We start from the raw sequence: 26,000 nt of genomic DNA, 5'->3' as shown, positions 1-26,000 counted from the left end.
AATCACTGACGCGATGTTGGTGAGCACGACGGTGGTGGAGGAGGCTCCCATGGCGTACAACTCTGCTACGTCCTACGCCTTGGGGGCGTTGGCGAGCCGAGGAAGCCTTGGGGGAACCATTTCTGTGTTCAAGTCGCTGCAGGCGGGCAATGCCGCGAACACGCCGGAAAGCAGTCCCACTTGGTGGCAGGCGATCGGTGACACCTACGGCACTTACGACGTCGCAGCGACCTACGCACTCGGTCACAGGGTGATTGATCCTGCCGGGCACGCAGTCTACGAATCGCAGTTAGCTTCCAATACTGGCCAGCCGCTTGGGACGGGGACTGCTTGGCTCAAGCTCGATGAACCCACGAACCGGTGGTGTGTCTTCGACCAACTTCGCAATACGCAAGCGACGGCGCCGGTCGATATGAGTTACGTGATTGCCCCGGGACAGCGAGTGTCGACCGTCGCGGTGGTTGGCCTTGACGCGCACGCCGTCGACATACTTGTCCACGTGGCTGGCGAACTGAAATATTCCCGGACGGAGAACCTGAAGAAGCGCAAGTCTTTCGGATGGCGTGACTACCTATACGGGGCCTTCGCCTATCGGAAAAACGTCCAGTATTTCGATTTGCCACCCTACCGGAATGCGGAGATCACCGTCGTCGTGCGCAAGTCATCGGGCACGCGCCGCGTTGGCGGAATCCATCTCGGTAATGCTGTCTACATCGGTGACATGCAATACAAGGCTCGCTCAGACCACTTGAATTTCTCGGTCATCGAGCGTGACAAGTTCGGACGCGCCAAACTCGATCCTGAGCGGTCGGTTCCGAAGGCTATTGGGACCGTTCTGTTCCCGAAGAAGCTCACCTCGCGCATTCTGCAACTGCGTGAGGAAACGAATGGCCGACCTGCCGTGTGGTCCGGACTGGATGACTTCAGCCTGGATTACTTCGAACCACTGTTCATTTTCGGCCTGCCAAAAGAATTCAGTATTGACTTGGAATCCCTGCCGCAAGGCGTAATCAACCTCGAAGTGGAAGAACTATGACCGATATCGTCGCCCCAGCGCCGATTGACGAGCTGCCCGTGGGGCCCAGCACGGACGATCCCGACAATTTTGATGACGAAGCCGATGACTGGGTTGCTGCGCTGCCGGGCATGGTCCAGCAGACAAACGCAGCGACTGCGGCGACCTACCAGAACGCCCTGGCTGCGGCAGAGCGAGCAAATGCTGCGCAGTCCGCCGCCGGCGTCGCCGTAGCGAGGGCTGAGGAAGCCGACAGTGCATCCTTGGCGGCCGAGGAAAGCCGGGACCAGGCGGTAGCAGCTGCTAACTCGCTTACTGTCAGCGCTGAACTTGCCCAGAATTGGGCAACGAAGACGGATGCTGAAGTGGAGCCAGGACAGGGCTACGGCGCGAAGAAGTACGCGACTGATGCCGCTGATGCCGCCCTCGCTGCTCAGGGATATGCTGCATCGGCCTCGCCACGACCGATTCAGGCTGGCAACGCGGGCAAATTCCTTCGTACCAATGGCATCACAGAGTCCTGGGAGTTCGCAGGCATTTCCGAGGTCTTGTCCGTTGCAACGACGGATTTCACCTTCACGGGTGTGTACCAATACCTGCCGGTGCAGATGGCGACCAAGGGCAAGTCGGCCAAGTTGCCCGATGCGACCAGCCTGACCCCGGGCGGGCCGATGTACATCATCGACAATTCGCTAGGGGAGGTCCCAGCTGGCATCCGCAACAACGCGGGCACACTAATTGGGGCCATGGCCGCTGGCGGGATTGCCTACGTATCGCTGAAGACGGCGGGCACACAGGCGGGAGTGTGGTCCATTACTGGGACCGGGCTGGAGGCAGGGCTGGTCGTGCAGGATACCCCGCTCCCGGCTACCTATGGCGGCACCGTCGCCATGAAGGCCAATGTGGTGCTGGACAGCGATACCTCGGTGCACTTCGTGCAGATCGCCTCGAACGGCTTTGCAGCCATCCTGGTAGACAACGCAGGTAAGGTGGTCAGCACGCCGCTCACAATCAGCGCGGCCAGTGGTGATGTGCCAGCTGCGGCGTGGAAGGTAACCTCAACGCAGTTCATCGTATTCTATGGCCCGGACCCTGGGCAAAGTCTCAATACCACGAATCATCGGATCTCACTCGTCAACGTGTCGGGCACCTCGCCGTCGCGCACGATGTCCATCGTCAGCTCGCCCACGCTGACCACCGGCTCGATTCCAACTTGGGGTGGGGAGGATTCTACCGGCGCCTCTCGTCTGGTACAGCTCAGTGCTACGTCTTACCTGTGCGGCTATGTCGAAAGCAGCAATGTAGCCAGTGCTGTGGCAATCCAGGTTTCGGGGAATACCGCCACAATCGGCAGCCCGGTACCAATCCCCAACACTACTACCCAAAGCACGCTCATCGGATCACAGAGTGTCTACTTGTGCGGCTCCAATGTCCTGATGATTTTCGGGAACGTTGGAACAGGCTTCTATGAGGCGGTTATGTTGACCGTGTCGAACACTACGACCGGAAAGGGGGCGGTAGTGGCGACCGGAATGGCGTACAGCGGGAGCAACAGCACACCAGTGGCAGTTTTCTCGGCGACCAGAGCACTGATGCTTGGCAACAACAGCGGCACGACTGTGGGCTACGTTTATTTGGCGATCAGCGCACTCTCCATAGTGCCAAATTCCTTCGCCAGCTTGGAGACCGGACTTACGTTTGAGCAGGGCTACAGTTCGAGCAACTTACCTGCAAATCGGTTCACACCTCGCCTGTTTCCCGTATCAGCCTCCGCAGTGATGGCGATCTGGACGACCAACACCGGCCTCTGGCGGATGACCATTCTCACCGACACAGGAACCGGTATCGGTGTCAGCAGCTCGGACACCATGAGGAACGTATCCGCTGCGACAGCAGGTGGTGTCGGCTCTGCCACCCTGCTGCCACCTGGCACGGCAGAATTCGTTACGGTTGCCGTGGACGGGGTTTCTATCAGTGGCACGGTGGCGCCCAAATACCGTCTGGTTCCATACAAGGTTACTGGAACTGCTATCACGACCGGTACGCATGAGCGGATGGAAAAGGGATGCAGCTATGTAGCGGCCTCGCTGCCACACCCGGCAGTCCGAATGTCGTCTGGAGTTTACGTCATGGGCATGCAGCCTGGCTCGGACAATCCTTCATCGGACCTCCTGGTGTTCTCGTCCAATGGCGAAAAAATCAACATGAAAGGCTCAATCTCCGTGCCGGGCCTCGTCAACGTTCCGCACAACATCTGCACCCCCAGCACCAGTCGTATCGTCCTGGTGGCAAGTGCGGCAGGCGGTGCAGCGGGCCTGACCAGTGGCAACCGAATTCGAGTCCTCAACGTGGAGATTGCAGCATGACCCAAATCCTGATTCAAGGCGAAACCATCCTCGCCATCCATGTGGTGGAACAAGGAGATGTCATTAGCGCGCCGGACATCATCTATCCGAAATCCGTCCTCAGCGATTGGAGCATCGTGGAGGTTGACTTACCTGCCGATTTCCAGCTGGGGGCCTACAAATGGGAGGCTGGCTCACTAGTGCCCCTGCCGCCGCCAGCAGGCCCCGCGCTCTCGCGCCAGATCACCGTGCTGGCGATGCGCAACCGCTTCACCAAGGCGGAAAAGATTCACATCGACCTTGCGTCCATTGACGACCCGGCGAAGTCGTTGGCGGAACGTCAACAAGCCGCCGAAATCCGGGTGCTGCAGGCCGATCTCGCCGCATCTAGCTACGTCGATCTGGACCGCGAGGACACGCGCGACGGCGTGCTGCAGCTGGAGCTGGCAGGGATCCTGCCACCTGGCCGCGCGCTGGAGATCCTGGACGCGCCCGTCGAGCTCTCGGAGCGGCCGATCAAATGAAACTCGCCTCCTACAAGGCCACGCGCCCAGGCCTGCACGGCATTGCGAATGTGCTCATCCGTATCCGGCTTGGTGGCCAATACAGTCACAGCGAGATCGTGTTCATGCCTGGTGACGGGGTCGACGCCCTGATGCCGGATGGGACCTGCGAACCAGTGAACGGCGCCTACTGGTGCGCATCCAGCGTGGCTGCCGAGCGCCTGCCGGCATGGTCGAAGCGGCGGCCAGGTCGCGCCGGCGGCGTGCGCTTCAAGCGCATCCAGCTGGACCCTGACAAATGGGACCTGCTGGATCTGCAGCGCGATGCCCGACAGGCGGCGCGCTGGTTCGTGGAGAACGAGGGCATGCCATACGATTGGCAGCTGATCCTCGGCTTCATTGCCTGGTTCATCCACGAAGATGAAGGGCGTGTCACATGTAGTGAGGCTTGCGCTTCTGCTGGCGGACACCCGGACTCATGGCGCTTTGACCCCTGCGCGCTGGCTGCTGCACACACCTGCGTTATTCCGACCGCCGGCTGACCGGCACCAAATGCACCACGACTATGAAAGATTTTATGGCAATCGAAACGACAGCTGGCGCGGGCGGCGTCATCCTAAAGATCCTCGGCGTGCCGGTATTGGCCGGCGCCGCCGCCACTGCGCTGGGATTCCTGTTCATGTGGCCCAAGAGCATGCGCGAGGGCTTCGTGCGCTTCACGTGCGCGATCACCTCGTCCTTTACGGCGGGGCCACTCCTGGCGATGGCGGTGTATGCCAAATGGCCGGAACTCTTCGACGCGGCGCGACACGCTGCAGCTGCCGCGCACGTGGACCCACTCCTCGGCATCCTGGGCGTCGCTGCGCCATTCCTGCTCGCGGCGGCGTTGCCGGCCTGGTGGATTCTCGGCGGAGTATTCCTGTGGTTCGAGCGTCGCCGTGGCAAGGATATTGGCGAGATCGCGCACGATGCAGCCGAGGTCGTCAAGGACGTGCGGGGTGCTCTATGAAGCTGACCGAGCATTTCACGCTGGAGGAACTAACTGAATCGCAGATCGCAGTGCGGCACCGGCTCGACAACAGGCCTGGTCCCGCAGCGCTCGCCAACCTGCGGCGTCTTGCGGCGCTGCTCGAACAGGTGCGCGCGGTGGCCAGCCGTCCCATTGCGGTATCGAGTGGCTACCGTTCGCCGGCTGTGAACGCGGCGGTGGGCGGGGCCGGTAAAAGCGCGCATCTACTCGGCCTGGCCGCAGACATTACTGCGCCCGGTATGACGCCCAAAGAGCTTGCGCGCGTCGTCATCGATGCTGGGGTGGTGTTCGACCAGCTTATTTTCGAGGGAACTTGGGTACATATCGCCCTGTCGGAAGGCCCGCCGAGGGGACAGGTTCTGACTGCGGTATTCGTCCCTGGTGGTGTCGTCTATGAGAGAGGTATCGTCTAATGTCGATCCGGCTGCTTGCGTATGGTGCGGGGGCACTGATCCTATTGACGGCCGCCACCTGGGCCATTCACTCGTATAACGAGGGGTTGCGTGAACAAGGCCGTGAAGAGGTTCGGAGGCAGTATGCGGCAGCTTTGGCGGCAGCTAAAGAGCTGGCGAGGGAGAAGGAGAAATTCTGGCATCAAAAAACTGAGGAGGCACGAAAAAATGCGAACGAACGCGATATCACGATACGGAATCTGGCTACTGCTGCTGGTGCTTCCTCTAGCAGCCTGCGGGAGTATCTCTCCGGCCTCAGTCGCGCCGCTGCCGGCGCCACCGCGGATGCCAACCGTAACTCAACCGTTGCCCTCGCAGCCGTACTCGACAACTGCCAAACAAGATATCGAGAGCTGGCTGAAAAAGCTGACCGGCACGTGAACGATGTTCGAACCCTACAGGAGGCGTGGCCTCAGTAGCTTACGTTTTCCTGCTCTGCGCTCTGTTCACGGCTGCAACTACGTCAGCCAGTTCGCCGATGACGATATAGACCCGAGGTGTGGTGCCATGGATCGGGATCGTTATGGACGCCGCACCATTGCTATGTTGCACGAGGTCGAGAGCGGCTCGCTCCAGTGCCGAGGTCAGTTCCTTGCGTCTGGCTTCCCAGATCTCGTTCATCGGGGCTCCCTTTTACTGCGCTGGAATCGCTCAGGCGGTACGGCGCCCGGCCGCTTCAGCTTGAACCAGTTCGGGGAGCGCACGCCTGGCTCATATACCGAATCTGCACGCTTCCCTACAATGCCCTCTAGCTTCAGCTCCAGCGCATGTGTATAGAGCCACGATAGGGGATTCGTGACTTCGCTTCCATCGAGGTGCTGGACGTATAGCACATGATCCAGCTGGTGCGCCAAAAGCTTTGCCAGCTTGGCCTTTCGCTTTCGAAGTGGTTCCGACATTACAGGCCGGCCTTTGAACTGGAGCAGGTCGAACACACAGTAGGTAACGGGAGGCGCGCCCGCAGGGAGGCTTCTCCGGCGAGCCCGAGCTTGGAGGGCGTCGAAGTCCGACCGGCCAATCTCGTCCAGCATACTCACCTCGCCATCCACGATGGTAGGACCACCCTTCAAGCCTCCCAGTGCTTCAGCCACTTCAGGGAACCATGCCGTGCAATCCGTACCGTTCCTCGTTCGAAGCCTGCAGCTTCCGTCGCCAAAGAGGGCCAATACGCGGTAGCCGTCATACTTGATCTCGGCGACATAGTCAGCCTGGTCCGTTGGCGCTACCGTGCGCTCGTCGAGCAGCATTGGCGTCAACTGGTCAAAGACAAGCCCGGCCACCTCGCACTCAGCGGCCGAGTTTCTGCCTTACGGCGTCTGCACTGACGCCGACCTCCCCAACCACTTTTCGCAGCTGCTCTTCCGTGACCTGCAGCTGTTCTGTCCAGTAGCGGACCTCATGTGGTTCATTCACGTTTATGCGCGCACGATCTTGGGCGCCACGGTTCTTGAGATCGTCCATGTCAAATCCTCCTTTTCTCCAGTATCCGCGCGGCCGGAGGCCGTGTACGTTCGATCACACACGTTGGAAGTGAAGAGGATGGTCCTTACGCTGCTAGCTTGTGCTCGTAGTACGGTCGCTCCTTGTCCTCAAGCAGCGCCTCGGAGTCGGTCGGCGAGGGCGCACTTAGCCAAGCCTCTACGTTCTCTGGCTTAAGTGGAATAGGGCAGCGGTCGTGGCCGGCCGCTGCCACCTCTGGTGGTGGCTCGTCGGTGATGATTGCGAACGAATCCAAGTCCGGTTCGCCCGATCCGGTCCAGTGGGACCAAAGGCACGCCAGGTGCATCACCTGTCCCCCTTCAGGTGCGAACTTGAGGATGACGTTCTCCTCCACCTCACCGGGCGAAAGCTCGCGCCCGTCGAGTCGGTGCCGCTTTACGTTCTCGAAGAACTCAGTCGCAACAATGATGGCGTGGGTGCTTGCGAAGACATTCTTCCAATAGCCATCCAGACTGTCACGTCGAGCATTGTATGTACCCGGATATTTTGTATCGAAGAACGCGGGCCTGCCAGCCGGTCTGCACAGGTACCGCATCGGTCGAATGTGGAGCTCGCCGTCGTCACCGCGGAGCATCACAGGGCAGAAATTCCCAGGGAAGATTCGATCGTCCTTCTCCAAATATTCTATTCGCTCCAGGTCATTCAGCATTCGGGTGAAATCCTGAATCTTCTTGGTAGCGATGCGCTTATCCTCGCTCGCCTTCTTTGTAACCTTTGTCGCCAGCGTCCGCTCGGCATCGGCCAAGCGGCGCTTTTGCTCAAACAACTTCTCTTGCAGGAGCGGGATCTGCGCGGCGTCGTACGCACGCACGAGTTCCTGACATTCCTTCTCGCCCTCATTCGTCGGGGTACCGTACTTGAAGGCATCGGTGAACGACTTCGGCACGACGATCTTTTCGCCGCGGGCGCGCCGGTTGAGGAGCACGACAAATTCCTCGATATCTACGTGGGCGCCGAAATGCTTCACGTAGCGCCTGTAGTCTGCCCACACCTTCGCTGAATAGCACATAGTCTGTGTCTGCCTCGGTCCGCTTATCTGAAAACTTGATCTTATCTCAAAGCGGCGTATAAAATACTGTATGCATATACAGTATTGCCAGGAGGAAAAAAGTGAAAGTGTGGGCAGTTCGCCGGCGGGATGCTGGGGCGATTCTTTCGTGCCCAGAGGATGGACTGATCCTGCAGGAGCCACTTGAGCTGCGTATCGAGACCACCACTGATCAGGGGACCAGAGCACCCATCAAGGTAGCCCGGCTCAAGTTGGCTGTTCCTTTGCGAACCATCGTAGAGTTGACCAATGTACGACTATTTCGACTCAGCGATCAAGCCCTATTGCTGGTCGGTATCGAGCGTGGGCGCGACGACTATAAGAACGTCATCGGCTGCATGCAGTCATGGTATTGCAGGATGGCGCCGCCGTTCGACCAAGGGAGGCTGCGCATCCGCAAGCTCTTCAAACGTGGCGCAAAGGAGCAGAACAAGGACTACTGGTGGCCGGGGCCGATCTCACTTCGGTTCGAGCAGGATTCCGAATTGGGGCGCATCACCGCAATTGCGGAAGTGGGCCAACGAGGCACCATGGGATACCAGCTTTTGGATGCCGACATTGCCTGGATGGGGGAGGACCGGTATCAACTTGACGGATTCGAGCGCCACGGTGCGTGGATTGATAAGCCCTCAGCCGTATTTCAACAAAGCTGGCTGTGCGCATACGATTTCCCTGTACCCACTGAAGGGTGGGACAAGCGCGACATGTAAGCACCTGATGTGGACGGCTTCCCTGAGAGTTCGCCAAACGCGGGCCTGTAGGATATTCTGCACTTTGGGCCAATTGCCAGAACGAAGAACTCGAGCGGAGGAGCGCTGTGACTATCACCTATATTGAGAGCAACGACGATTGCCGTCCACTTACTGAGATTGACCGCGCTCGGCTTACAAAAGAACTCAGATTGGCGACCGAAGAAGTGGCCTTCCTAAACGACCATATTCTCGATATGGGCGCCTCTCATCTTTGGTGGAATCGCGAACAGGATCGGCGGTACATTCTCAAGCAACTTGCGGCAGGCTCATTTCTACCTTTTGAAGAAGAAGATCTGACCAAGCCTTTTTTGTTACCGAACCCCATAGTAGAAGGTTTTGCGTGATCTTGGCCTATTCGAGGCGGTGGGTTCGACCCTAACTAGGCCGAATGCTCAGTAGATCTGAATGATGTCGGCCTCTGGGCTGTGAGCGCCGCGGTCCCTCGGGGCTCAGGACACGTGCAATAGCGTTTAGCGGGACGCCGCATTCCGCCAAGAACCGAGCAGTCCAGTGCCGTCCACGTGTCACCACCAGCCTCAGGCCTAACTCGATCAGCTCTTCCTTCTCAACAAGCGCAGAGATCGTACGCATGGCTTCTCCTGGGTATCCAGTAGGAGTGTGGCGGTGGCGTATCGCGACGAATTGATCTGGGCTAAGAGTGCAGTACTCTCCGCCATCTTCCAAAATTTGGAATTTGATGTTCCAAAGAAATAAAAGGGCCACAAGCGCGAACTTGTAACCCTCTGAGGTCTAGTAAGTCAGTTTTCCGGCCTTCGCGTCTGCTAAGAAGTGCCTTAGTCGCTATCCTTGGCCACCGACCATAGTCTAGCCCGAACCATCCGCTCAAGCTCAGCCATTTGCGGTCGGCCTACTCTTTCGAGCTCTTTGGTTCCCTGAAACGAATCCCACGTTTGCCCGTATGTATGTTTTTTGTACTCCAAAATTCGATATTCGAACTCGACATTGCTGCCGATAATCAACTCTAATATCGAGCGGAATTTTTCCGTAAAACCATCGGGGAAGAAAATGCTGGTAGCGTCGACTTGTTGCCGACATTCGCGCCATTTGTTATTGCAATCAATTGCCCGTTGCCATTCCGACCATATGTAGTATTCGTGTTGTCGTTCTTGTCCGGCCAGCTGGGACAGTTCCCTTCGTTGCCACTCCTCCATACCGCGTTTGGTAAGGTGACGTTCGAGCTCATCAGCGTTCATCCTGGAAACATCAGCAACCATAGACCCGATACTTGCTGCAGAACTGTCAAAAGCTAATCGCAACAGGCGCCAAGATTCGGTTAGTGCAGTGAATTCGTTGTCGTAGAGCTTCTTCGCTCGATGTATTTCACGGTCGATTGATGATTGGACCATTCGGATGGAGTGGTCCTGCTCCGCCTTCAGGTTTTGCAGCCGCTCGGCGAACTTATTCTCCAGCCATTTACTGCCGAGCCATTTAAAAAGTGCGTAAGCCGCGCCGGCGAAGCCGACAGCCGTTATGCCGAGAAAACCCAAATACTGAAATGCAGTCGCAAAAGCTTGCTTTGTGTCCATCTAGCGTCGTCCCCCTGCCCATCGGCGTAACTTTTAGCGTAGGTTTCGAAAGTCAAGCCCTGGTTTCATAGGGGAAACACACTGCTGCATCATCGGCGTGACCTTCTCGGAAGGGCTGTTCTTGACGGCGTCGGCGTTGATTTCGTTCGGGATGGCGCTCATTGTTTCAGTGTCGGTTGCACAGGCGCCGCAGGCGCCCTTAAACGCAGCATTTTACCTCTTCCGCGTGCAGGCATGGCGTGTTTGGCCAGCGGGAGCCGCCCCGGTCAAAGGGATGTATCATCGGCAATCGTCCGGGCTGCCATTGCCCGTCAATGCCTGAACGAGAACGTATGAGAACGATACTGTCCAAGTGGAGCCGGGTTGCGGGCCTGGCTGTGATGCTGGTGGCGGCCTGGTCCGCCCAGGGAGCGGAGCGGGATTGCAAGGAACGCCGCCAGTCGGAGATCCGGCATAGCCTGGACATGGCGGTCCGCACCGCGCCCGTGGCTGTGCCGAACGCGGACGGCGCTTCGCTGCGCTACGAACTGGGCCTGACCAATTTCTCGTGGGAGCCTCTGACGCTTACGCGGCTGGAAGTGCTGGATGCCCGGACGCAGGCAGTCATCCACCAGGCGGCAGGGGAGAAGCTGGCCGCATCCATCGGCCCCTACCTTGGCGCCCCCCGCACTTCGCCCGAGCTGATCAAGCCGGGCCAGACCGTCATCGTCTACCTCGATATCGCGTTGCCGGGCGCTGCGCCCGCCGCCGTGCGGCACCGGGTCCACCTCAGCGCCGATGTGGGCGGGCAGCAGCAGCCATACTGGATCGAGGCCGCGTCCACGCAGGTGGATGCGAGCCCCCTGCCGGTACTCGGGCCTCCCCTGAAAGGCGGGCCATGGGTTGCCGTTTATGACCCGCAGATGGAGCGCGGCCACCGCCGCACGGTATTCACCCTGAACGGAACCCAGCGCATTCCGGGGCGCTACGCCATCGACTGGATGCTCGCCGCTCCTGCCTCGGGCAGGCCGCCCAAGCTGGGCGGAGGGGCCGAGGTGCTCGCGGTGGCGGACGCGAAGGTGGCAGCGGTCCATGACGGCGTTCCCGAGCCCGCGCCCGGCACCGATCCGCGCCGCACACCGTTTTCCGGCGCTCCGGGGAACTTCATTGTCCTCGACCTCGGCAACGGCAAATTTGCGACCTACGAGCACCTGAGCCCGGGGCTTCTGGTGAAGCCGGGCGACCCGGTGCGCCGTGGACAGCTTATCGCCCGGATCGGCACGACCGGCCACGCGGTCCATCCCCACCTGCATTTCCACCTGGGAGATTCCGCCGATCCCTTGCTGGCCGATGGCCTGCCTTTCCTTGTCGACGGCATGAAGACGGCAGGCGTCTACGATACGCTGGGGATGGCCGTCAGCGGCGGAGCATGGAGGGAAGTGCCCGCCGCGCCGGTCAGGGCAACGTTCCCGGCGGCGAACAGCGTTGTTCATTTCCCGGCAGACGATTAGCACATTCCCGCTTTTGTCTGCAAAATTGTCCAATTAATGTAATTTCCAATCGTGCGCACCGGGCACAAAGTTGCAAACGGGTATAGTGTCGTTATGGAAAAACTAAAGGATTTGGCGGCCATCGTGGCCGAGGCGCAGCGGGGGGAACTGGTGTTTCCCACCAGCGTCAATGCGGCCTTGGCGCTGCAGCTGGTCCTTGCCGACCCGGACTGCCACGACGAGGAGGTGATCCGCAAGGTGCTCGCCGAGCCCATTCTCGCGGCGCGTGCCGTGGCGCTGGCCAATTCGGCGGTGTTCCGCTCGAATGGGGCAGCGCTCGTGACGAGCGTGCGGGCCGCCGTGATGCGCCTCGGCTACCGCAATCTCTATACCCTGGCCGCCGCCATGGTGGTGCGCCAGTTCGGCGCCAAGATCCAGGACCGCGAACTGCGGGCGCAGGCGGAGCAGCTGTGGCGCTACACGGCCCATGTCTCGGCGCTGGCCTACGTGATCGCCGCCCGCGTCACCCGCGTGGATGCGGATACCGCGCTCTTCGCAGGCATCATGCACGAGGTGGGCGGCTTCTACCTGCTGGGGCGGGCCGACGCCATGCCGGGCCTGCTGGAGGACCCCGAAGACTGGATGGGGGCGGCGCAGGAAATCATCGCCCGCGAGCTGATGAAGAAACTCAAGGTGCCGGAGCCGGTGGCCAATGCCGTCGTGGCCCTGCGCGGGGCGGTGGTGGGCATTCCGCCAGAAGGCCTGCGCGATACCCTGCTGCTGGCGCGCCATCTGAGCCCCGTACCTTGCCCGTTGCCGCGCAACGAGGACAGCTATCCCACGCACAGCGCCGCGCTGGCGCGCTATCTGGACGAACACAGCGAGATCCTCGCCTGCCTGGACGATGCGGCGGAAGATGCCAAGTCGATGAGCAGCGCGCTGCTGGTCTAACCCAGCACTTCTTCCAATGTGTAGGGGCAGTCTGCAGGAAAGGTTTGCTTCGGGAGGCCGGTCTCGTCCACCGCTTCGGCCACTGCGTGCGGGTAAGCGTATGCGAGCATGGCAGGAAGTTCGCGCCGCAGGCTTGGGCTGTCCATGAGCACGGAGCCGATTTCCCTGCGCTGAAGCCGGATGGTCGCGCGCCAGCTTTTGCCCATTCGTTCGGGCTGATAGGCAGCTTTCAGGAGATGCGCAAGCAGGACCACCAGCCTGCTGCGAAGCTCGTGCCGCTGATGGCCTGCCATGCTCGCGATCTCGTCGAAAAGGTTGGGGATGTCCAGCAGCTCGAAACGCCGGTCGCGCAGGAAAGCCGCCTGCGACTCCGCCCAGAGGGCGAAATCGTCCTCGTACAGGGGCACTGCTTCGGACGCGCCAGCGAGCTTCATCGCACACCTCCCGCTTCACGGTAGCACCATCGGCCGGGAAGTCCAGCCCTATCGGCTGCGGCCCTGAGGGCGCTCAGGCGAGGGTGGCTTCGAGGATCTGGACCAGGGACTGGATGCCTTGCGCATCGACCTCGTCGAAGCGGTTGGGCAGGGGGCTGTCCAGGTCGAATACGCCGACGATGGCGCCTTTCGAGAACACCGGCACTACCAGCTCGGAGCGCGAGTTCACGTCGCAGGCAATGTGGCCGGGGAAGGCATGCACGTCCGGCACAACGATGGCCTCGCCTTTTTCCACCGTCGTGCCGCACACGCCCCGGCCCTTCTTGATGCGGATGCAGGCGGGCTTGCCCTGGAAGGGGCCGAGCACCAGTTCGTCTTCCGTCTTGAGGAAGTAGAAGCCCGCCCAGTTCAGGTCCGGCATGCTGTTGAAGACGAGGGAGCTGAAGTTGGCGGTATTGGCGATCCAGTCCGTTTCGCCGTGCACCAGGCCTTGCAGCTGCGAGCGCAGGTCGACGTACATGGCCTCCTTGGCTTCGGCGCTGTCGGTGGAGTAGGCGGTGTCGCTGATGGTGAAAGTCATGGTGTGCGGGCTAAAAAATACGGGAAAGCGGGCATGTTACAGGGATTTACGGGCGGCTGCCGAAGAGTTTATTGTCAACAATTTAATGCGCACGATTGAAACACTCGCTATCTTTTTGTCAAAAAATTGGTAGCATTAGGCAACGTCAAAAACAGTTGCCCTGCCGGCCTTCCGCCCGGGCGGCTGGTTTTTTGCGTCCGGACGAATCCAGACTGAAGAATTGTTGTGACTTCCCCAATCAATATCCTTGTTGTCGATGATATTCAGCAGAATCTCGTTGCTGTCGAAGCGCTGCTGGCCCGGCCAGGCGTCGCCCTGCTGAAGGCATCCTCCGGAGCGGAGGCGCTCGAACTGCTGCTCGTGCACGAAGTGGCCTTGGCCCTGATCGACGTGCAGATGCCGAACATGGACGGCTTCGAGCTGGCCGAACTGATACGCGGCAGCGAACGCACGCGCAGTATTCCCCTGATCTTCCTGACCGCCGCGCCGCGCGAGGCAAGCTACAGCTTCCGCGGCTACGAGGCGGGCGCAGTCGATTTCCTCTACAAGCCGATCGATGCGAAGGCCCTGGCCAGCAAGGTCAATGTGTTTGTCGAACTGTTCCAGCAGAAGAAGCAGATGGCGCAGCAGCTCGAGGAACTGAAGCGCGCGCTGCGCCTGAACGAGCTGTTTACGGCGGTTCTCGGCCACGACCTGCGCACGCCGCTGTCGGTGGTGATGAACGGCGCCATGCTGCTGCCGATGATGACGGACCACCCCAAGGTCGGCGTCACGGCCCAGCGCATCCAGAGCAGCGCGCGCCGCATGGCGCAGATGGTGGACCAGCTGCTGGACCTGGCGCGCGTGCGCAGCGGCGAGCTGCAGCTGCGCTGCGCGGGCCAGGATCTGGAGCAGATGTGCCGCACCGTGGCGGAGGAATTCCAGGCGGGCGACAAGTCCCAGCGCGTCGTCGTGGAGGTGGAGGGCGATACGCAGGCCCATGTCGACGGCGGCCTGCTGTCGCAAGTGATCTCCAGCCTGATCGCCAACGCCCTGCAGCACGGGGATCCCGGGCATGCGGTACTCCTGCGCATCGATGGCCGGGTGCCGGAGAACGTGGTGCTCACGGTCAGCAATCGCGGCATCATCCCTCATGCGCGCCAGGCTGCCCTGTTCGACCCCTTCCAGCATGGCAGCGAAGCGCACAAGCCGGGGCAGGGCATCGGCCTGGGGCTTTATACGGCCTGCGCCTTCGTGAAGGCCCATGGCGGCCGGATCGATGCGGCCGCCGATGAAGCGCTCGGCACCACCGTCTTTACCGTGCAGCTGCCGCGGCGCGCGGCGGAAGCCTGGGCGGCATGAACTTGAGCGGCCGTGCGCACCTGAAGGCAAGCGATTGCTACCAGCCGCAGGGAGGCGGCGCCGTGGGCGAACTGGTACGGTCCTTCGACTGGCCCTCCACGCCCCTGGGCAGCATGGATGGCTGGACGCCCGCGCTGCGCACCACGGTCGATATCGTGCTCAATTCACCCATCGCCATGGTCCTCATGTGGGGCCCCGAGCACGTGATGATCTACAACGACGGCTATGCCGAAATCGCAGGCAAGCGCCACCCCGCCGCGCTTGGCGGCAAGGTGCCCGAGATCTGGCCCGAAATCTGGGACTGGAACCGCGCTATCCTTGAGAGCGGCTTCCGTGGGGAGCTGCGCCAGGAACTGGAAGCGGGCATGGTCGTGGAACGCAACGGCGTCCCCGAGGAAGTCTGGTTCGATCTCTTCTACACTCCCGTACACGACAGCTGCGGCGAGGTGGGCGGGGTGCTGTGCTCCGTGGTGGAAGTGACGGAGCGCGTGCGCCGCGCCCGTTCGCTGGACCGCCAGCATTTGCAGCTGGAAGAGGAAAGCAAGCTGCTGCGCCAGCTGTTCGCCCAGGCGCCCAGCTTCATGGCCGTGCTGCGCGGACCCCAGCATATCTTCGAGCTGGCCAATGAGCCTTATGCGCGTCTTACCGGTGGGCGGGAGCTGATCGGCAAGCCGGTGGCGCTCGCGCTGCCCGAGCTGCGCGAGCAGGGCTTCGTCGAGCTGCTGGACCGCGTCTACGCCAGCGGTGAACCCTTTGTGGGCAGGCAGATGAAGGTGGAACTGCGCGCGCCGGATTGCGGCATCCAGGCGCGCTACCTGGATTTCGTCTACCAGCCTTTGCGGGCCGACAATGGCGCCGTGACAGGCGTTTTCCTGGAAGGCTCGGACGTTACGGACCGCATCATCACCGAGGAAAGGCTGCGCATGGCCCAGCAGGCGGGCGGCATCGGCAGCTTCGAATGGTTCCCCGCCACCGGCAAGGTGCTGGCATCGAGCACCTACCGCCGCATCTGGGGGCTGCCGGACGATGTGGATATCACCGCCGACCTGCTGGTATCACTGGTTGACGAACGTGACCGCGACCGCGTCGGTCCGCTGCGCATACGCGAAGGCGGCAATCCGCTCGAGTATGCGGAGTACCGCATCCGCCGGCCGGACAATGGGGAGCTGCGCTGGCTGGCGCGCCAGGGCGAAGTGACCGAAGGTCCCACGCCGGACCGGCGCCGCTACGTGGGGGTGGTGTTCGATATCACGGAACGCAAGCAGATCGAGCAGGAGCTGCGCACCAGCCAGGACCGCCTTGCCGCCATCTTTGGCCAGGCCTCCGTCGGCCTCTCCGAACTGAACCTCCAGGGCCGCTTCCAGCGCGTGAACGGCGCCCTGTGCCAGATGCTGGGGCGCACCCAGCAGGAGCTGCTCGGCCTGCACATGGACGACCTGATCCACCCGGATGACAAGGCCGAGAACACGGCGTACGTGGAGCAGCTGAAACGCAGCGGCCAGCCCTTCACGCTGGAGAAGCGCTACCAGAAGCCGGACGGTTCCTGGGTCTGGATCTCCAGCAGCATGAGCCGCCTGGACGACGAAATGGGCCAGCCGCTGGCGCTCATTGCGGTGAAGACCGACATCACGGAAAGGCGGCGCATCGAAGTGGCGCTGCGGGACCTGAACGACACCCTGGAACAGCGCGTGGCGCGCGAGATCGCCCAGCGCGACAAGGCCGAGGAGGCGCTGCGCCAGTCGCAGAAAATGGAGGCGGTGGGCCAGCTTACCGGCGGCGTGGCGCACGACTTCAACAACGTCCTGCAGATCATCTCCGGCAACCTGCACCTTTTGCATCACCACCTCGGCGGCGACGAAATGGCGAAGCGCCGCCTGGAGATGGCGGTGGCCGCCGTGGAGCGCGGCGCGAAGCTGTCCTCGCAGCTGCTGGCATTCGCGCGGCGCCAACCCTTGCAGCCTGTGGTGTCCGACCTGGGTCGCCTGGTGCGCAACATGGACGAACTGCTGCGCCGCGCGATGGGCGAGGCGGTGGAGCTGGTGACGGTGACCGGCAGCGGCTTGTGGAACACCATGGTGGACCCGGGCCAGATCGAGAACGTCATCCTGAACCTCGCCATCAACGCGCGCGACGCCATGAAAGGCGAAGGCCGCCTGACCATCGAGCTTGGCAACGCGGTGCTGGACGAGTACTACGTCAACAACCTGATCGACGTGCCCTCTGGCCAGTACGTGATGCTGTCGGTGACCGATACCGGCTGCGGCATGCCGTCCGAGGTGCTGCAGCGCGCCTTCGAGCCCTTCTTCACCACCAAGCCGGAAGGCGAGGGAACTGGCCTCGGCCTTTCCATGGCCTATGGCTTCGTCAAGCAAAGCCGCGGCCATATCAAGATCTACAGCGAAGTGGGGCAGGGCACGAGCGTGAAGATCTACCTGCCGCGCTCCATGCAGGCCGAGGCCGAGGAGTCAGAGCAGGAAGACGGCCCGATTCGCGGCGGCGACGAAACCATTCTGGTGGTGGAGGACGACGCAGGCGTGCGCCAGGTGGTGCTGGACATGGTGCGCGCCCTCGGCTACAGCGTATTGGAAGCGGAGAACGGCGAAAAGGCCCTGCGCATCCTGGAAGGCGGCGCCCACGTGGACCTGCTGTTCACGGACGTGGTCATGCCCGGCCCCTTGCGCAGCCCCGAGCTGGCGCGCCTGGCCAAGGAACTGGTGCCCGACCTGGCCGTGCTGTTCACCTCGGGCTATCCGCAGAACTCCATCGTGCATGGCGGCCAGCTGGATGCGGGCCTTGAACTGCTGAGCAAGCCGTACCGGCGCGACGAACTGGCGCGCAAGCTGCGCCATGTGCTGAACAACCGCGAACATGCCATCAAGGCGCGGCAGCGCCGCCATGGCGCCGCCAGCGACCTGCTGCCGCCCATGCCCTCCATCGAGCAGAACGCCTCGCTGCGCGTGCTGGTGGTGGAGGACAACCTGGATTCGCAGCAGATGGTGTGCGAGCTGGTGGGCATGCTGGGCCACACCGTCAGCGGCGTGTCCGACGGCGAAACGGCCTGGGAGCTGATGCAGAACCAGGACTTCGACATCCTGTTCACGGACGTGAGCCTGCCCGGCATGTCCGGCATCGAACTGGCGCGCAGGGCGCAGCGGCGCAAGTCCATACGCGTCATCTTCTCCACCGGCTACGGCATGGATAAAGTGGAAGGCCTGGAGTTCCGCGCCAGCCTGCTGCGCAAGCCCTACGATCTGCTGGAGCTGAAGGCGGCGCTCGACCAGGCCCGCTCCTGAGTTCCTACGGGCCGAGTAGGCTCCGTCCTATGGAAGAAAGTCCGCGCCGCGCCTACAGTGTAGGCGTCAAATGGCGAATGGACGAAGATGGTCACCAGAAAACTGAATGTGCGCGAACAGCGTGGCGTGCAACGCAGCGGCGCTGCGCGCGCGAGCCGCATCCGCAGCCTGCTGCGCAATGTCTTCGGCGTGGACAAGCTGCGCGCCGGGCAGCAGCGCGTGATCGACAGCGTGCTGGAAGGCCGGGACACCCTGGCCATCATGCCCACGGGCAGCGGCAAGTCGCTGTGCTACCAGATTCCCGCTTCCATCCTGCCCGGCACCACCGTCGTGGTCTCGCCCCTGATATCGCTCATGAAAGACCAGTTGGAAAGCCTGGAGGAAATCGGCATCGGCGCGGCGCAGCTGAACAGCAGCCTGTCGCGCGAAGAGGAGATGGAAGCGCTGGAGAGCGTACGCAGCAGCCAGAGCCGCATCGTCTTCTGCACGCCTGAGCGCCTTGCCTCGGCGGACTTCCTGGAAGTGCTGAAGGAAACCGACATCTCGCTGCTCGTGGTGGACGAGGCCCATTGCATCTCGCAATGGGGGCATGACTTCCGGCCCGCTTACCTGGAGATCGGCGCCGCCATCCGCGCGCTCGGCGGCCCGCCGGTGCTGGCGCTGACGGCCACCGCCACCGACGACGTGGTGCAGGACATCGCGCAGCAGCTTGGCGTGCCGCGCATGAACGTCATCAACACCGGCATCTACCGTCCCAATCTGCACTACCGCGTGGTGCAGGTGACCAATCCCCAGGAGAAGATCGACCAGGCGATGCGGCTGGTGCGCGAGTCTCCCGGCGTGGGCATCGTCTACACGGCCACCGTGAAGGCGGCCGAGGAGCTTCATGCCCTGCTGGAGGAGGCTGGCGAGAGCGCCGCCATCTATCACGGCAAACTGCGGGCGAGTGAGCGCAAGGAAAACCAGGACTTGTTCATGAACGGCGAGCGGCGCGTGATGGTGGCCACCAACGCCTTCGGCATGGGCATCGACAAGAGCGATACCCGCTTCGTCATCCACCTCCAGGTGCCCGCTAATCTGGAAGCCTACTATCAGGAGTCCGGCCGCGCGGGCCGCGACGGCAGCGATGCGGAGTGCACGCTGCTCTACTTCCAGGACGACAAGCGCGTGCAGCAGTTCTTCCTCGTGAAGCACTATCCCGGCGCGGAGGAGCTGCGCGCGGTGTACGAGGCCGCCGCACAGCTGGCGCCCTTCAGCTACGCCGCCCTGAAGGGTGCCCTGGACGAGCTGCCGGACAGCAAACTGAAGGTTTGCCTCAAGCTCCTCAAGGACGGCAAGCTGCTGCGCCAGAACCGCAAGCTGGAATACCTGCCGACAGCGCGCGAGCCGCGCGCCCGCGACTTCGAGCAGCGGGCCGCCATCTACGAACAGAAGCAGGAGCGCGACAAGGAGGCGCTGGAGCAGATGGTGGCGTACGCCCAGAGCGGCTACTGCCGCTGGAAGCTCCTGCTCGACTATTTCGGCGACGATTCCGCCGGGATCGAGCATTGCGGCGGCTGCGACAACTGCCTGTCGCCCCCTGCCGAGGCGGTGGAGGATGTCGTACTGCCCGCCGCCGTACCGCCGGAACCCGAGCCCGAACTGCCCGGATTCACCGTCGGCAGCCAGGTGCGCGTGCCCAAGTTCGACATCGGCACCGTGCTCTCGGTGGCGGGCGGCCAGGTCACCATCGAATTTCCCGAACACGTGACACGCACCTTCATGGCCGAATTCGTGCAGCCTGCCTGAACGTGCGCTGGCGGACGGAGCCTGCCCGGCAGCTTTGGCTACAATGAGCCAAACAGTGTTGAGAGCATGCCATGTCCGATATGGTCGTCGTCCGCAAAGAGGGGCTCTTCTGCGTCCCTGGCGGTTTCTACATCGACCCCTGGCGCCCGGTGGACCGCGCCGTGATCACGCACGGCCATGGCGACCATGCGCGGGTGGGCCACGGCCACTACCTGGCGGCCGAACCGGGTGTCGGCATCCTGCGTTCGCGCCTGGGCGACATCACCGTCCAGGGTCTGGCCTACGGTGAGCAGGTCGAACACAATGGCGTGAAGATCTCCCTGCATCCCGCCGGCCACGTTCTCGGCTCGGCGCAAGTGCGCATGGAATGCGGCGGCGAGGTCTGGGTCGCCTCGGGCGACTACAAAGTGGAAGGCGACGCCACCTGCACGCCTTTCGAGCCGGTGCGCTGCCACACCTTCATCACGGAATCCACCTTCGGCCTGCCCATCTACCGCTGGGAGCCGCAAAGCGAGACCTTCGCCGATATCAACGAATGGTGGCGCCGGAATGCGGCGGAAGGGCGGGCAAGCCTCATGCTGTGCTACTCCTTCGGCAAGGCGCAGCGCATCCTGAGCGGCCTCGATCCTTCGATTGGTCCCATCATCTGCCACGGCGCCGTGGAGCCATTGAACCGCGTCTACCGGGAGGCAGGCGTGCCGCTGCCGCCCACGCGCATGGTGAGCGAAGTGGACAAGGCGGACATCCGCCGCTCCATGGTGATCGCGCCTCCGTCGGCCGGAGGATCGCCATGGGCGCGCCGCTTCGGCGATTTCAGCGACGCCTTCGCCAGCGGCTGGATGCTGCTGCGCGGCGCCCGCCGCCGCCGTGGCGTGGACCGGGGCTTCGTGCTGTCCGACCATGCGGACTGGCCGGGCCTGATGCAGGCCATCAAGGCCACGGAGGCGCAGCAGGTCATCGTGACGCACGGCTCCATTCCCGTGATGGTGCGCTGGCTGTGCCAGAACGGACTCGATGCGAAAGGCTTCGACACGGAGTACGGCGACGACGAGGCGGAAGACATTGCGGGCGCAGGCGCCGCCGCGGAAGGCGTAGCGGCGGAACCCGATCCCGTGGCCGCGCGCTGGGCGGTGGCGGACAAGGCGGAGGCGGCGCGCGCGGCAGGCAAGGCGGCCAGCGGGGAGGGCGGCGATGCGTGAGTTTGCCCGCCTCTTCGCCGAGCTGGATGAAACCACGGCCACCAACCGCAAGCTCGACGCGCTGAAATCCTATTTCAGCCACGCCGCGCCGGAGAATGCCGCATGGGCCGTCTATTTCCTCGCAGGCGGCAAGCCGCGCCAGGCCGTGCCGGTCAAGCTGCTGCGGCAGTACGCCACCGAATACGCAGGCCTGGACGACTGGCTGTTCGACGAATGCTACGACGCGGTGGGTGACCTTGCCGAAACCATCGCCCACATCCTGCCCGAACCGAGGCACCGCAGCGATGTGGGTCTGGCAGAGTGGGTGGAACAGCGCATTGCCCCGCTGCGCGGGGCCCAGCCGGAGGTGATACGGGAGGCCCTGTTCTCCTACTGGGACCAGCTGGAGACCCGCGAACGCTTCCTCCTCATCAAACTGATTGGCGGCGGCTTCCGCGTCGGCGTGTCGCGCCTGCTCGTCACGCGCGCGCTGAGCGCCATCGCCGCCGTGGACGGCAAGCTGATTGCGCAGCGCCTCATGGGCTGGACGGACGGCAGCGTGAGCCCCACGGCCAAAGGCTTCCTGCAGCTGATCTCCGCGCAGTCCGACCAGGAGCACGCCATGCGCGGCGGCCAGCCCTATCCCTTCTTCCTCGCCCACCAGCTCCAGGCGGCGCCGGAGACGCTGGGCGGCCTCGCGGACTGGCAGGTCGAATGGAAGTATGACGGCATGCGGGCGCAGCTCGTGTGCAGGCAGGGTGGCAACTGGCTCTGGTCGCGTGGCGAAGACCTGATCAGCGACCGCTTTCCCGAGCTGTCCTCCATCCGCCTGCCCGAGGGCACGGTGATCGACGGCGAGATCCTGATCTGGAAAGCGGGCGATGCGCCTGCGCCGTTCGCCGACCTGCAAAAGCGCATCGGCCGCAAGACGCTGTCGGCGAAGCTGCTGGCCGAACTGCCCGCCGCCCTTGTCGCCTACGACCTGCTGGAACAGGATGGCGTGGACCTGCGCACCCTGCCGCAGTGCGAGCGCCGCACGCTGCTGGAGAAGCTTGTGGAGCAGGTCGGCGTGCCGCAGCTGCGCATCTCCCCGCTGGTGGAGGCCGGGAGCTGGGAGGAGCTGGCGGAGATCCGCGAGGAGTCGCGTATGCGCGGCGTGGAAGGCATGATGCTCAAGGCGAAAGCGGCGCAGTACGGCGTGGGCCGCACCAAGGACGTGGGTACGTGGTGGAAGTGGAAGATCGACCCCTACAGCGTGGACGCGGTGCTGATCTACGCGCAGTCAGGGCATGGCCGCCGCGCCTCGCTCTATACCGACTATACCTTCGCCGTGTGGGACAGCGACGACAGCGGCGAGCGCAAGCTGGTGCCCTTTGCCAAGGCCTATTCGGGGCTGACGGACGCCGAGATCGCGCAGGTGGACAACGCCATCCGCCGCACCACCATCGAGAAGTTCGGGCCGGTGCGCAGCGTGCGCCCCACCATGGTGTTCGAGATCGGCTTCGAAGGCATATCGCTGTCGCCGCGCCACAAGTCCGGCATCGCCGTGCGCTTCCCGCGCATCCTGCGCAAGCGCGACGACAAGACGGTGGACGACGCGGATACCCTCGATACGTTGAAAGGCCTGCTCGCCCAGGCTGGCGGCTCATGAGCAAGGCCGCTGCCGCGCAGCAGATCGACGAGTGGTTCGCGCGCAGGGGCTGGAAGGTCTTTCCTTTCCAGCGGGCCGTATGGAAGGCCGCTGTGGCAGGCGAGTCCGGCCTGCTGCACGCCACCACCGGTTCGGGCAAGACCTTCGCGGTGTGGTTCGCGGCCCTGCAGCGCGCGCTGCGCGAGAAGACGGGACGGCGCAAGGCAGGCCTTCGCGTGCTGTGGATCACTCCCATGCGCGCGCTCGCGGCCGATACGCTGCGCGCCCTGCAGGAGTCGGCGGCGGAGCTCATGCCCGGCTGGAGCATCGATGCCCGCACGGGTGACACCTCGTCCGCCGCCCGCGCGCGGCAGGCGAAGCACCTGCCGGAGACGCTCATCACCACGCCGGAAAGCCTCACCCTCATGCTGAGCAAGGCCGACGCGCACAGCCAGTTCGCGATGCTGGACATGGTGATCATCGACGAGTGGCATGAGCTGATGGGGAACAAGCGCGGCGTGCAAACCCAGCTCGCGCTGGCGAGGCTGCGGAACTGGAATCCGCAGCTCGTGGTGTGGGGCCTGTCGGCCACCCTCGGCAACCTGGAAAGAGCGACGCATGTGCTGCTGGGAGTGGAGCAGGGTGGCGCCATCGTCGAAGGCAGCGTGCGCAAGGAGATCCTGGTCGATACGCTGATTCCGGAAAATCCTTCGCGCTTTCCCTGGGCGGGCCACCTCGGTATCCAGATGCTGCAGCCGGTGATCGCGGAAATCGAACAGCACGCGACGACGCTCGTGTTCTGCAACACGCGCTCGCAGGCGGAGCTCTGGTATCAGAACATGATCGACGCGCGGCCGGATTGGGCAGGGCTGGTCGCACTTCACCACGGCTCGCTGGACAAGGAAGTGCGCGACTGGGTGGAGCTGGGCCTGAAGAAAGGGCAGCTGAAGGCCGTGGTCTGCACGTCGAGCCTGGACCTGGGCGTGGACTTCCTGCCCGTGGAGCGCGTGCTGCAGATCGGCAGCGCAAAAGGCATCGCCCGCCTGCTGCAGCGCGCCGGGCGCTCGGGCCACGCGCCTGGCCGCGTATCGCGCGTGACCCTGGTTCCCACGCATACGCTGGAACTGCTGGAAGCGGCGGGGGCGATCCAGGCCGTGAAGGATCGCGATATCGAGGCGCGGCCCGTCCCGGAGAAACCGCTGGACGTGCTGGTGCAGCACCTCGTCACCATTGCGCTGGGCGGCGGCTTCCGCTCGGAAGAATTGCTGGCCGAGGTGCGCAGCGCCTGGTCCTACCGCGATCTGAGCGAAGAGGAATGGCAGTGGGCGTTGGACTTCGTGGCGCGCGGCGGCCAGAGCCTTACCGTCTATCCCGAATATCGGCGCGTGCTGCCGGACGAGGAAGGCGTCTACCGCGTGCCCGATGCCGCCATCGGCCGCCGCCACCGCATCGGTATCGGCACCATCGTGTCGGAGGCCATGATCCAGGTGAAGTACATGAGCGGGGGCCGGCTGGGCACCGTGGAGGAGGGCTTCATCTCCCGCCTGAACAAGGGCGACCATTTTCTCTTCGGCGGACGCATCCTGGAGTTCGTGCGCGTGCACGAGATGACAGCCTATGTGCGCCGCGCCACCGGCGCCAAAGGCGCGGTACCGCGCTGGCAGGGCGGGAAAATGCCCCTGTCGTCGGAACTCGCGCACGCCGTGCTGGAGCAGATGCGGCTGGCCACCGAGGGAACCTACAAGGGCCCCGAGATGCGTGCCGTGCGCCCGCTGCTGGAAGTGCAGCAGCGCTGGTCCGCCCTGCCAACGCCAGTCGCCACGGTGATCGAGAGCCTGCACAGCCGCGAGGGCCATCACCTCTTCATGTATCCCTTTGCCGGGCGCGCGGTGCACATCGGCCTCGCCTCGCTGTTCGCCTACCGCGTGGGCCGCAGCAGGCCCACCACCTTTTCGATTGCGGTGAACGACTACGGCTTCGAGCTGCTGGCGCCGGAAGCGGTGGACTGGCCGGAGGTGTTCTCGGAACTGGAGGGCAGGAACGTTGGCCTCTTCACGACCGAACACCTGCTGGAGGACACCCTGGCCAGCCTGAACGCCACTGAACTCTCGCAACGCCGCTTCCGCGAGATTGCGCGCATTGCGGGCCTGGTGTTCCAGGGCTATCCGGGCCAGCCGAAGAGCAACCGCCAGCTGCAGGCTTCCTCTTCCCTGTTCTTTGAGGTCTTCCGCAAGCACGATGCGGGCAACCTGCTGCTCACGCAGGCCCAGCGCGAGGTCCTGGAACAGGAGCTGGAGCTGAACCGCCTGCGCGCCACGCTCACCGAGCTGCAGGCGCGCCGCGTCAGCTATCATGAAACGCAGCGCGCCACGCCTTTCGGCTTCGCCCTGATGGTGGAACGGTTCCGCGAGAAGCTCACCACGGAGAAGCTGTCGGACCGGGTGGCGCGCGTGCTGCGTGAACTGGAGAAGGCTGCGGGACCATGAGCGGGCTGGAGATCGAACTGGCGGGAGAGCGCGTCGTGCTGCTGCCGCAGAAGGCGCTGCTGTGGCCGCGCGAGAGAATGCTGGTCATCGCCGACATCCACTTCGGCAAGGCGGCCTCCTTCCGCGCGCTCGGCATCCCCGTCCCGCGCGGCACCACCACGGAAAATCTGCTCAGCCTCGATGCGTTGCTGGAGGCCTGGGACATCGCCCACATCGTTTTCCTCGGCGACTTCCTGCACGCGAAGGCGGCGCACGCGGTATCGACCCTGCGCGCCATGCTCGCCTGGCGCGCGCGCCACACCAGGCTGCGCCTGACCCTGGTACGCGGCAACCACGACTGGCATGCGGGCGACCCTTCCGAACTGCTGCAGGTCGGCATGGTGGACGAGCCTTTCGACGTGGGACCCTTCTCCTTCTGCCACCACCCCGACACTGCCGCAGCGGGCTATGTGCTGGCGGGCCATGTGCATCCCGTCTACCGCCTCAGTTCAGGCTGGGAGTCCCTGCGCCTGCCTTGCTTCCTGCTTGGCGAGCGGCGCGCCATCCTGCCTTCCTTCGGTGCGTTTACCGGCGGTCACGTGATCGCGCCGCTTCCTGGTGAGCGCGTTTTTGTGCTGGCGGAGCAATCAATTTTCCCAATTGAAATTCGGTAGGCGAT

General features: G+C 63.2%; 25 protein-coding genes. 18 read left to right on the top strand and 7 right to left on the bottom strand.

The genetic code is table 11. The annotated features are described in order from the left end of the window. Positions 1–49: 49 nt before the first annotated feature. From LSQ66_RS14885 to LSQ66_RS14855, 7 genes are read left to right on the top strand one after another with little or no spacing between them, the layout of a single operon-like run. The gene (locus LSQ66_RS14885) at positions 50–1,036 is read left to right on the top strand and encodes a hypothetical protein (RefSeq protein WP_231765980.1); all 987 of its coding nucleotides are present in this window, start codon (positions 50–52) and stop codon (positions 1,034–1,036) included. Then, positions 1,033–3,381: an autotransporter outer membrane beta-barrel domain-containing protein gene (locus LSQ66_RS14880; protein WP_231765979.1), complete on the top strand. Its 2,349-nt coding sequence runs from the start codon at positions 1,033–1,035 to the stop codon at positions 3,379–3,381. Before LSQ66_RS14885 ends, LSQ66_RS14880 begins: the two co-directional genes overlap by 4 nt. Next, entirely contained in the window at positions 3,378–3,884 is a 507-nt protein-coding gene (locus LSQ66_RS14875) for a hypothetical protein (protein WP_231765978.1), read from the top strand. Before LSQ66_RS14880 ends, LSQ66_RS14875 begins: the two co-directional genes overlap by 4 nt. After that, complete coding sequence (locus LSQ66_RS14870) at positions 3,881–4,405, top strand: hypothetical protein (protein ID WP_231765977.1); 525 nt, start codon at positions 3,881–3,883, stop codon at positions 4,403–4,405. Before LSQ66_RS14875 ends, LSQ66_RS14870 begins: the two co-directional genes overlap by 4 nt. A 35-nt stretch (positions 4,406–4,440) precedes the next feature. Continuing rightward, positions 4,441–4,872, top strand: coding sequence for a hypothetical protein (locus LSQ66_RS14865; RefSeq protein WP_231765976.1), 432 nt, complete (start codon positions 4,441–4,443; stop codon positions 4,870–4,872). Further along, entirely contained in the window at positions 4,869–5,306 is a 438-nt protein-coding gene (locus tag LSQ66_RS14860) for a D-Ala-D-Ala carboxypeptidase family metallohydrolase (protein ID WP_231765975.1), read from the top strand. The genes LSQ66_RS14865 and LSQ66_RS14860 overlap by 4 nt, the downstream gene beginning before the upstream one ends. Beyond that, entirely contained in the window at positions 5,306–5,764 is a 459-nt protein-coding gene (locus LSQ66_RS14855; RefSeq protein ID WP_231765974.1) for a DUF2514 family protein, read from the top strand. Before LSQ66_RS14860 ends, LSQ66_RS14855 begins: the two co-directional genes overlap by 1 nt. A gap of 1 nt (position 5,765) precedes the next feature. On the opposite strand, the gene LSQ66_RS14850 is transcribed toward LSQ66_RS14855, so the two are convergent. From LSQ66_RS14850 to LSQ66_RS14835, 4 genes are all read right to left on the bottom strand, one after another. Next, positions 5,766–5,966 carry a hypothetical protein gene (locus LSQ66_RS14850; RefSeq protein ID WP_231765973.1) on the bottom strand — a complete coding sequence of 67 codons (201 nt, stop codon included), beginning with the start codon at positions 5,964–5,966 and terminating at the stop codon, positions 5,766–5,768. Then, on the bottom strand, positions 5,963–6,592 hold the full coding sequence (locus tag LSQ66_RS14845) for an ATP-dependent DNA ligase (protein ID WP_231765972.1): 630 nt from the start codon (positions 6,590–6,592) through the stop codon (positions 5,963–5,965). Before LSQ66_RS14845 ends, LSQ66_RS14850 begins: the two co-directional genes overlap by 4 nt. A gap of 40 nt (positions 6,593–6,632) precedes the next feature. Continuing rightward, on the bottom strand, positions 6,633–6,806 hold the full coding sequence (locus tag LSQ66_RS14840; protein ID WP_231765971.1) for a DUF3606 domain-containing protein: 174 nt from the start codon (positions 6,804–6,806) through the stop codon (positions 6,633–6,635). A gap of 85 nt (positions 6,807–6,891) precedes the next feature. After that, on the bottom strand, positions 6,892–7,854 hold the full coding sequence (locus tag LSQ66_RS14835; protein ID WP_231765970.1) for an SOS response-associated peptidase family protein: 963 nt from the start codon (positions 7,852–7,854) through the stop codon (positions 6,892–6,894). Positions 7,855–7,955: 101 nt separating this feature from the next. Between LSQ66_RS14835 and LSQ66_RS14830 the strand changes: the two genes are divergently transcribed. Both LSQ66_RS14830 and LSQ66_RS14825 read left to right on the top strand, forming a co-directional pair. Then, positions 7,956–8,603: a hypothetical protein gene (locus LSQ66_RS14830; protein ID WP_231765969.1), complete on the top strand. Its 648-nt coding sequence runs from the start codon at positions 7,956–7,958 to the stop codon at positions 8,601–8,603. 107 nt (positions 8,604–8,710) lie between these two features. After that, positions 8,711–8,989, top strand: a complete 279-nt coding sequence (locus tag LSQ66_RS14825; RefSeq protein ID WP_231765968.1) for a hypothetical protein — start codon at positions 8,711–8,713, stop codon at positions 8,987–8,989. 450 nt (positions 8,990–9,439) lie between these two features. Here LSQ66_RS14825 and LSQ66_RS14820 read toward each other — a convergent pair whose 3' ends face one another. Next, positions 9,440–10,192 carry a hypothetical protein gene (locus LSQ66_RS14820; RefSeq protein WP_231765967.1) on the bottom strand — a complete coding sequence of 251 codons (753 nt, stop codon included), beginning with the start codon at positions 10,190–10,192 and terminating at the stop codon, positions 9,440–9,442. 332 nt (positions 10,193–10,524) lie between these two features. Between LSQ66_RS14820 and LSQ66_RS14815 the strand changes: the two genes are divergently transcribed. Both LSQ66_RS14815 and LSQ66_RS14810 read left to right on the top strand, forming a co-directional pair. After that, on the top strand, positions 10,525–11,682 hold the full coding sequence (locus tag LSQ66_RS14815; RefSeq protein ID WP_231765966.1) for a M23 family metallopeptidase: 1,158 nt from the start codon (positions 10,525–10,527) through the stop codon (positions 11,680–11,682). Positions 11,683–11,775: 93 nt separating this feature from the next. Next, on the top strand, positions 11,776–12,612 hold the full coding sequence (locus tag LSQ66_RS14810; RefSeq protein ID WP_231765965.1) for an HDOD domain-containing protein: 837 nt from the start codon (positions 11,776–11,778) through the stop codon (positions 12,610–12,612). Here LSQ66_RS14810 and LSQ66_RS14805 read toward each other — a convergent pair. Together LSQ66_RS14805 and LSQ66_RS14800 are read right to left on the bottom strand one after the other, a co-directional pair. Further along, the gene (locus tag LSQ66_RS14805) at positions 12,609–13,046 is read right to left on the bottom strand and encodes a DUF29 domain-containing protein (protein WP_231765964.1); all 438 of its coding nucleotides are present in this window, start codon (positions 13,044–13,046) and stop codon (positions 12,609–12,611) included. The two genes, LSQ66_RS14810 and LSQ66_RS14805, sit on opposite strands and share 4 nt — an antisense overlap. A 73-nt stretch (positions 13,047–13,119) precedes the next feature. Further along, positions 13,120–13,626, bottom strand: coding sequence for a GAF domain-containing protein (locus LSQ66_RS14800; RefSeq protein WP_269449079.1), 507 nt, complete (start codon positions 13,624–13,626; stop codon positions 13,120–13,122). Positions 13,627–13,851: 225 nt separating this feature from the next. Between LSQ66_RS14800 and LSQ66_RS14795 the strand changes: the two genes are divergently transcribed. The 7 genes from LSQ66_RS14795 to pdeM all read left to right on the top strand — a co-directional run bounded on the left by LSQ66_RS14795 (position 13,852) and on the right by pdeM (position 25,995). Beyond that, the gene (locus tag LSQ66_RS14795) at positions 13,852–14,967 is read left to right on the top strand and encodes a hybrid sensor histidine kinase/response regulator (RefSeq protein ID WP_231765963.1); all 1,116 of its coding nucleotides are present in this window, start codon (positions 13,852–13,854) and stop codon (positions 14,965–14,967) included. Next, complete coding sequence (locus LSQ66_RS14790) at positions 14,964–18,260, top strand: hybrid sensor histidine kinase/response regulator (RefSeq protein WP_231765962.1); 3,297 nt, start codon at positions 14,964–14,966, stop codon at positions 18,258–18,260. Before LSQ66_RS14795 ends, LSQ66_RS14790 begins: the two co-directional genes overlap by 4 nt. Before the next feature lie 87 nt (positions 18,261–18,347). Next, the gene (locus LSQ66_RS14785) at positions 18,348–20,048 is read left to right on the top strand and encodes a RecQ family ATP-dependent DNA helicase (protein ID WP_231765961.1); all 1,701 of its coding nucleotides are present in this window, start codon (positions 18,348–18,350) and stop codon (positions 20,046–20,048) included. 71 nt (positions 20,049–20,119) lie between these two features. Then, positions 20,120–21,247 (top strand): ligase-associated DNA damage response exonuclease, encoded by a 1,128-nt coding sequence (locus LSQ66_RS14780; protein WP_231765960.1) that lies wholly within the window; start codon positions 20,120–20,122, stop codon positions 21,245–21,247. Next, entirely contained in the window at positions 21,240–22,877 is a 1,638-nt protein-coding gene (locus tag LSQ66_RS14775) for an ATP-dependent DNA ligase (RefSeq protein WP_231765959.1), read from the top strand. The genes LSQ66_RS14780 and LSQ66_RS14775 overlap by 8 nt, the downstream gene beginning before the upstream one ends. Then, positions 22,874–25,342, top strand: a complete 2,469-nt coding sequence (locus tag LSQ66_RS14770; protein ID WP_231765958.1) for a ligase-associated DNA damage response DEXH box helicase — start codon at positions 22,874–22,876, stop codon at positions 25,340–25,342. Before LSQ66_RS14775 ends, LSQ66_RS14770 begins: the two co-directional genes overlap by 4 nt. After that, positions 25,339–25,995, top strand: coding sequence for a ligase-associated DNA damage response endonuclease PdeM (pdeM, locus tag LSQ66_RS14765; RefSeq protein ID WP_231765957.1), 657 nt, complete (start codon positions 25,339–25,341; stop codon positions 25,993–25,995). The genes LSQ66_RS14770 and pdeM overlap by 4 nt, the downstream gene beginning before the upstream one ends. The last annotated feature ends 5 nt before the right edge of the window (positions 25,996–26,000 follow it).

This window comes from Massilia endophytica, from assembly GCF_021165955.1.
Lineage (GTDB): Bacteria > Pseudomonadota > Gammaproteobacteria > Burkholderiales > Burkholderiaceae_D > Rugamonas > Rugamonas endophytica.
The sequence above is the reverse complement of the archived record's forward strand: the minus strand, read 5'-3'. Positions and strand labels throughout refer to the sequence as shown.